The sequence below is a fragment of the Bacteroidales bacterium genome (assembly GCA_023229505.1).
Lineage (GTDB): Bacteria > Bacteroidota > Bacteroidia > Bacteroidales > JAGOPY01 > JAGOPY01.
In genome coordinates this window covers 1-5,637 of sequence record JALNZD010000084.1, presented here as the reverse complement: position 1 = coordinate 5,637, position 5,637 = coordinate 1, and the positions used below count along the sequence as shown (strand labels likewise).

General features: G+C 43.1%; 6 protein-coding genes. All 6 read left to right on the top strand.

Features of this window, described 5'->3' with window-relative positions:
• The first annotated feature begins 322 nt into the window (after window positions 1-322).
• Entirely contained in the window at window positions 323-610 is a 288-nt protein-coding gene (locus M0Q51_16980) for a nucleotidyltransferase domain-containing protein (protein MCK9401665.1), read from the top strand.
• Entirely contained in the window at window positions 597-995 is a 399-nt protein-coding gene (locus M0Q51_16975; protein ID MCK9401664.1) for a HEPN domain-containing protein, read from the top strand. The genes M0Q51_16980 and M0Q51_16975 overlap by 14 nt, the downstream gene beginning before the upstream one ends.
• 357 nt (window positions 996-1,352) lie before the next feature.
• Window positions 1,353-1,586, top strand: coding sequence for a hypothetical protein (locus M0Q51_16970; GenBank protein MCK9401663.1), 234 nt, complete (start codon window positions 1,353-1,355; stop codon window positions 1,584-1,586).
• A 799-nt stretch (window positions 1,587-2,385) separates the two neighbouring features.
• Window positions 2,386-3,990 carry a CalY family protein gene (locus M0Q51_16965; protein MCK9401662.1) on the top strand — a complete coding sequence of 535 codons (1,605 nt, stop codon included), beginning with the start codon at window positions 2,386-2,388 and terminating at the stop codon, window positions 3,988-3,990.
• Window positions 3,991-4,076: 86 nt separating this feature from the next.
• Entirely contained in the window at window positions 4,077-4,604 is a 528-nt protein-coding gene (locus M0Q51_16960) for a signal peptidase I (GenBank protein ID MCK9401661.1), read from the top strand.
• A 1-nt stretch (window position 4,605) separates the two neighbouring features.
• Window positions 4,606-5,637 (top strand): lamin tail domain-containing protein (locus M0Q51_16955; protein MCK9401660.1); only part of this gene is annotated, 1,032 nt, incomplete at its 3' end.

Genomic DNA, 5,637 nt, shown 5'->3' with positions numbered 1-5,637 from the left:
AAACATTGCGTTCTAAGCCGGCAAGGAATTTGGATTTTAATAAATTGATAAATTTTGGCATTATTGTGAAGATTGGAAAAGGCAAAGCCACTTATTATAAATTAAAATCGGATTAACTAAATTCAAGTTTCTCAGCCCCGGGCTGATCCGCCTCGGGCGGGAAGATTTATCCCGTAGCGAACTGGTATGGGACTTGACCCCAGTGTTTCCCCCAACGTTTCTGTGTTTCCTGTAAAATTATATTTTGACAATTTATAAGTAAAAAAGGTAATATATATTCATGAGCAGAAAAGAATTTTATCAAAAAGAAGCCGCCAGATTCGTGGAAAAAATCAAGCAGGAATACGAGCCGGAAAAAATATATATTTTTGGCTCTTTTGCGGAGGGAAAAATCACTTCAAGCAGCGACATTGATTTTTTTATAGTTAAAAAAACAATCAAGCCGCGCCGCGAACGTAATCGTGAAGTTTCCAGACTTCTTCTTGATCGACAAGTTCCGGTTGATATTTTAGTCTATACGCCGGCAGAGATTGCCAGGCGCACCAGACTTGGCGACGGATTTATTTTGGGAATAATTAATTCAGGCAAACTGGTTTATGAAAAAAAATAACCTGATACTTGCCAAAGAATGGATTAAAAAAGCCGATGATGATTATAAATCGGCTAAAGTTGTTCTGACTGAAGGCGGCTACTTGGGCACGACCTGTTTCCTCTCGCAACAAATGTCGGAAAAATATCTGAAAGGCTATTTAGTATTTTCCGGCAAAAATGTTGAAAAGATTCATGACTTAATCAAACTACTGAATGAATGTAAAAAAATAAAATACGAATTTGTTAAGCTTGAAAATGAATGTATCTTGCTTAATGATTATTATATTGAAACAAGATATCCGCTTGATACGCCGATAAATTATACGAAGAAAGAGGCGAAGGAAGCGCTAATCGCTGCTAAAAGTGTTCGTGGCTATGTTGTCGGGCTGATCGACCTTGATTGAGTTGTACTTCAGATTTAAGGGTGTTTATTTTGATTATCATCTAAGCGATTCCAGCCTAAAACCGGCCTAAAAACACACTATTAAAATATTAAGTTACCAATTTGTCAAAAATGGTAACTTTTTGCTTTTTTATCCGCATTCTTCCTCTTGACTTTAAATATAAATATGCTTAGAATGCAGACACATAATTGAGTTGAAAATAATAGAGAAATAAGTTTATATATTTTAAAACTAATAATTCTCTATGGTGACGGGGTGTAATAAATCAAATACAAGCCATGAATCGGCAGGTTGTTTGTTTAATAGAGCCGTCCAAAACGATTCCCGTTAGTTTATAGCGGGTTTTTTTATTTGTGTATGATCGGAGAATTCATCTGGCGCTGTGCCAAATGCACCTGCCATTTCGCTACCATCACCAAATTTGCCGGTTTTATCAAGCAGGAAAAAAAATGCCCCAAGTGCAAATCACTCAATGTTTTAACCATTAAAGATAAAGAAATTTACATTCAGTGCCAACAGCCGACCGCCGCCGATGAATTCGGGATGGATCAGGCGGAGAATGGCTTTACCGCCCAATACCGGATGAGTTAACAATTGAATATAATAGACCTGCTGCTTAATAAGCTCCTACTGCAATTTCCAGATTTCGGTAAATTTTTCCAAAAATCTTTTTGCTAATATATCCATATTACTTCAAAGATTTTTGAAAAAATTTCCGCAAAATCTGAAAATTTCGTCACGAAGCTTATTAAGCAACATGTCTAATAGTCGGGCATTAACGTTTTTCATAAACAACAACGCCCTTAGAACAAATGGTACGAGCCGGTTGAGTTTTAAGGGCGTTTTTTATTCCCGCATCCCCCCCCTGTCATCCCCGCCTGCCTGCCGGTAGGCAGGGCGAGCGTATTACTCGCTCCTGTCATCCCCGGCGAGCGTCCCACCCCTCCTGTCATCCCCGGCGAGCGCCTTGCCCCCTTCCTCTGTCATCCCCGGCGACCCGTCCTGAGCTAAGTCGAAGGAGCGTTAGCGAGGGAAGGGGATCTTACTCTATAAACCGACTAAGATTCCCGCCTGCGCGGGAATGACAGAAAGGAAAAGATTCCCGCCGGAGTTTATCCTCGTGAAAACGGGGACGGGAATGACAGAAAGGAAAAGATTCCCGCCTGCGCGGGAATGACAAAAGGGAGATGCGGGAATGACAAGTGGTAAAAGATTATTAAATTTATATATTAACTAAAAGTTATTAATTAAAACGGTTAAACCTAAGGATAATTTATCACCTGCGCCACAATAAAGGTCGAGTGGAGGGACGCTGGTGATAAATCAAGCGGCGAAACCGACAAATCCCGTTAAATTTTGCAAAGCAAAGGTTAACGGTACAAGTAAACTTATGAAAAGAATAATTTTAAGCGTCGCGCTGATTGCGGCGGTCGCGGCCATTGTCGTCGGTGGAACCATGGCCTTTTTCAGCAGCTCCGCAACTTCAACCGGCAATACTTTTACTGCAGGTACACTCAATCTTGCTATTGCTAAAGATAGCAATGGCATTCCGTATAACGGCTGGTTGACTTCGCAAAATGCATCGTGGAATTTCTCCGCGATGGCACCAGGTGGCACGCCGAGCGTTTCAAGCGTGTGGCTTAAGAACATTGGAACTGTAAACGGTATGCATCTTGGCGTTAGCGCAGGTAATACCGAGACGGTTGGCGGTTTTGAAAAGCAAGTACGTATTACTTCGCTTACGCTCGGCGGTTCAAATCTACTCACGGGCGGCGCAGGGGCAACGATTGGCGCGTATGTAACGCCGACAAATTGCGATGTTACTGTTTCGGGTACTACAATTTCTGCTGCGGCAAGCGCTTCAGCAAACGCCAATAAAACAGTTTGTGTTGTTCCCGGCGATTATAATTCGACGTGGGAAGGCCACCCGGAAATTACTGTAAGCCAACCGATGACAATCGTTTCCACTCAAGGCCCATTATTTACCTCAAGCATTCAATTTAATATTACTTCAAGCGGCGTAACAATCCGCGGATTTAATATTACAAATCCGAACGGTACCTATGCCGTGCAAATTAGTAGTGGAATAAGCAATATTAGTGTTAAGGACAACAATATCAACCATATTGGTACCACACTATCAAGCGGTTCAGTCCAGGCGATTTCTTTAACTGCCGGCTCTTCCGGTGGTGCGCATTTTGTTTTCTCGGGTAACACTATCACCAACATCGGAAATCTAACTCTAGTATTCGCGGGCAGTGGAAGTGCCAAGGGCATCTACATCGGTAATTCAGCCGATTCAGGCGTTATCTCTGATGTAACAATTCAAAATAATATTATCTCAAATGTACAAGCTTCAACTGCGGCTTGGAATGCAGGTCGCGGGGCATATGGTGTCTTGGTGAATGTTCATGGTTCGGGTGGATACATCAATGGCCTTGTCATCAAGAACAACACCATCAGCGCGCTTGAAGGCCTCTGGTCACACGCGATCGGACTGGAGGGCAATACGCTGAATGCCGTCGTAACATACAATGACATCAGTAATCTTATTGACCACAAGTCTCCATCGGATGCCGTTGGGGTGAATGTAGAAGATAATCCAAGTGTTTCTTTTGTCACCATCAACCAAAACAACTTCACTCCAAATGTCGCGCTAGGCATTCAAAATACCACAGGCACGGACGTCAACGGTCAGAACAACTGGTGGGGCGATCAAGATCCTTCCGATCAAATTTCTGCTTATGTCAACACTGCTGGATTTTTGGGTGGTCCAGTGGCTGGTCTGATCAACGGCACTGACCAGAACGCTAACGGCTATGCCGACCTTCAGGACTTGCGCCTCACTCCGATTACGAATGCGGCGGTGGGTCTTAACGCAAGCGAACAAAAGCAACTTGTTATGGGTGTGCAGGTTGACGGTCCTTCTACCGGCAACAACTTCCAGGGCGCGAACTTGACAACGACTCTTACATTCACACTCAATCAGCAGTAAAACATAAAATAATCCTCGAATTATATGTTTTTACCTCTGCTGACTTATCGTCGGCAGAGGAATAAAGCATTTGATAATGTTTAATTATGACCTATAAATTTTTATACAAATACGCATACTATCTTATACTCGCGCTTCTGGCAGGCTTTGCTCTCCTATTTATAATCTCTATCTTTCCAATCACCGGCAATATTAAAATAATGTCAGTGCTTTCCGGTTCAATGGAGCCAAGCATCCACACCGGCAGTATCGTGGTGGTTAAACCATCATCTGAATACAAAGTCGGTGATGTCATCACCTTCGGCCGTATAAGCAAGACCCAGACGCCGACCACGCACCGAATTCACGAAATGAAAGTGGTTGGCGGCGAGACGATTTATATTACCAAGGGCGACGCCAACAATGCGCCGGACACGAAAGAAATCACCGGTAAGGATATTGTGGGAAAGGTTTTATTTACCGCACCTTATGTCGGCTACGCGGTTAATACAGCCAAAAAGCCCTTCGGCTTTATGCTGATTATCATTGTGCCGGCAATGATTATTATTTGGGATGAAACGAAAAATATTTTTGCAGAAGTTAAAAAGAATAAAAAAATGTCAAAGTTAGAATAAGATGATAAAGAAAATTAAAAAAATTAAAAAAATCATTCGGAAAAAAGCCAGCAAGGCTGAGCCAACTGTTGCCAACGCAAAGAGCAGGGCAAGACCGGTGAAAAAAACTGCTAAGAAAAAAACGGCTGATAAATTATTCAAACAAATCGTGATTAAGGCGGTAGTTTTGCTGTTGATGATTGCACTCAACTGGGCCGGCCTTTCAACTATTGGACAGACGGTCGCTTATTTTAATGATACGGCAACTTCAACGGGCAATATTATACAAGCCGGCACTTTGGATTTTTCATTAAGTTCGGCAACTGATTTTTTGCCGAACACGATTAATAAAGGAGAGTCGTCCAGCCGCATTGTTAATGTTTCCAACGAGGGCATTTTAGGTTTTCAATACAAGGTTAGCGCGGCACAGGCGGACGGCGAGAACAGTCTGTGCAACGGGTTGGAATTGGTAGCCAAGTTGCACGGTATTACCCAATATACCGGCACGTTGCTAAGTCTTGCCACTGCGCCAACGATTTTTGACAGCGCCTCGGCCGATTGGCTGTTTACCATCAGTTTGCCGAGTTCAACGGCCGACAGTTTGCAGGACAAATCATGCACCTTTAAATTTATTTATAGTGGCTGGCAGACAGATTTGGCCGAAGGAGCGGGTGGCTTCACCGCCACCGAAGAAATCTCCGTCACTTTAAATTCCGGTCATTGGCCGATTACGCCACCGCCCGTGCTTTCTGGCGTAGTGTTGAACGAATTTTTGCCAAGACCTGAAAACAATGGTCCCAAGCCGGACGGTGAATGGGTGGAGCTGTATAATATATCCGCTACCGCTACAATTGATTTAGCCGGTTACTATTTAATGGATAACTATTCCGGCAGCGGAACCGCTACGCATAAAATATTCGTAGAAAGCTGCAGAACCAATACGGGTGAAACTACAATTTCTCCACATGGATTTTTGGTGGTGTATGCGAATGAAGGCGGTGGAAGCTGTAATTCTCACGGTTTTGAACTGAATAATACCGGAGACTCGGTCAGA

Bases quoted from the DNA above. Each gene is read 5' to 3' on its own strand.
- M0Q51_16975 (MCK9401664.1), top strand. From the start codon at position 597: ATGAAAAAAAATAACCTGATACTTGCCAAAGAATGGATTAAAAAAGCC.
- M0Q51_16970 (MCK9401663.1), top strand. From the start codon at position 1,353: ATGATCGGAGAATTCATCTGGCGCTGTGCCAAATGCACCTGCCATTTC.
- M0Q51_16965 (MCK9401662.1), top strand. From the start codon at position 2,386: ATGAAAAGAATAATTTTAAGCGTCGCGCTGATTGCGGCGGTCGCGGCC.
- M0Q51_16960 (MCK9401661.1), top strand. From the start codon at position 4,077: ATGACCTATAAATTTTTATACAAATACGCATACTATCTTATACTCGCG.